The sequence below is a fragment of the Pseudonocardia sp. 73-21 genome (genome assembly GCF_001899645.1).
Lineage (GTDB): Bacteria > Actinomycetota > Actinomycetes > Mycobacteriales > Pseudonocardiaceae > Pseudonocardia.
Map to the genome: position 1 here is coordinate 1 of NZ_MKVV01000089.1, position 992 is coordinate 992.

The 992-nt window shown below is 70.2% G+C and carries 1 protein-coding gene; it reads right to left on the minus strand.

The window, feature by feature from the left end:
* Positions 1 to 122: 122 nt before the first annotated feature.
* The gene (locus tag BGP03_RS27565) at positions 123 to 680 is read right to left on the minus strand and encodes a dihydrofolate reductase family protein (protein ID WP_296366745.1); all 558 of its coding nucleotides are present in this window, start codon (positions 678 to 680) and stop codon (positions 123 to 125) included.
* Positions 681 to 992: the final 312 nt, after the last annotated feature.

The following is a 992-nucleotide window of genomic DNA, read 5'->3' on the forward strand; positions in this document are numbered from 1 at the left end:
CGTGCTCGACTACCCGCTCGGCGCCACCACCCCCACCGCGCGCCGTGGTCATGGCCAACGTCCTCGGCGCTGGCCCACCACCAGGGGGACTGCGCTCGCCGCAACGGTCGTGTGCGGCTGAGCTACCGGTCGATCCTCCGATAACACAGGTGCACGGTGCCGTCGCGGAAGACGCGCTGCTCGACGAGCCGCAGCCGCAGGTCCGAGCCCGTCGGGAAGTACGGCTTGCCACCGCCGAGGACTGCGGGCAACACCCTCGGCCGGAACTCGTCGATCAGGTCCAGCAGCGACGCGGCCAGGCCGGCACCTCCGACGGCCAGGTCGCCGTCGGTCTCCTGCTTGAGCCGGACCACCTCGTCGATCGCGTCGGCGCGCCGCACCAGCCGGCACCCGGGCGGGACCGACTCCAGCGAGTCGGAGAACACGATCCGCGGCGTCGCGACGTACAGCTGGGCGAACTCCGCCTCCACCTCGTGCCCGTCGGCCCGCTCGGGCGCCGTCCAGAACTCCTCCATGACGTCGTAGAGGCCGCGGCCGAACAGGAACGCCGCCGTCTCGCGAGCCTGCTGGTTGGCGAAGCGGTGCACCTCCTCGTCCGGACGGGAGAAGGCGATGCTGCCCGTCCCGTCCTCGATGTAGCCGTCGAGGGAGATGCTCATCGCGTAGCTGAGGATGCCCATGAGGATGTAGACCGCCGGGCTCTCCCGAACTCATCGACGGTGGACCTTGACCCTCCCGCAGCGAGAGAGATCACGGTGGCCGCAGGGACACCACAGCAGTCACCTTCCCCCGGCCGAGCTCCCCGAGCCGATCACCGACTACCTGGTCGTACACCGGGTGCACGATGTCGACACGGCTGTCCGGCTCTGCACCCCGACGCCGAGGTGACGGACGAAGGACACACCCACGTCCGCCACGTGGGCGCCGGTCGCTCGTGCCCTGATCGAGCCTGTCGCGTAACTCGGCGCGCCACCCCAGATGATCATGCTGGG

Coding starts and splice junctions, on each gene's coding strand:
- BGP03_RS27565 (WP_296366745.1), bottom strand. CDS start 680: ATGGGCATCCTCAGCTACGCGATGAGCATCTCCCTCGACGGCTACATC.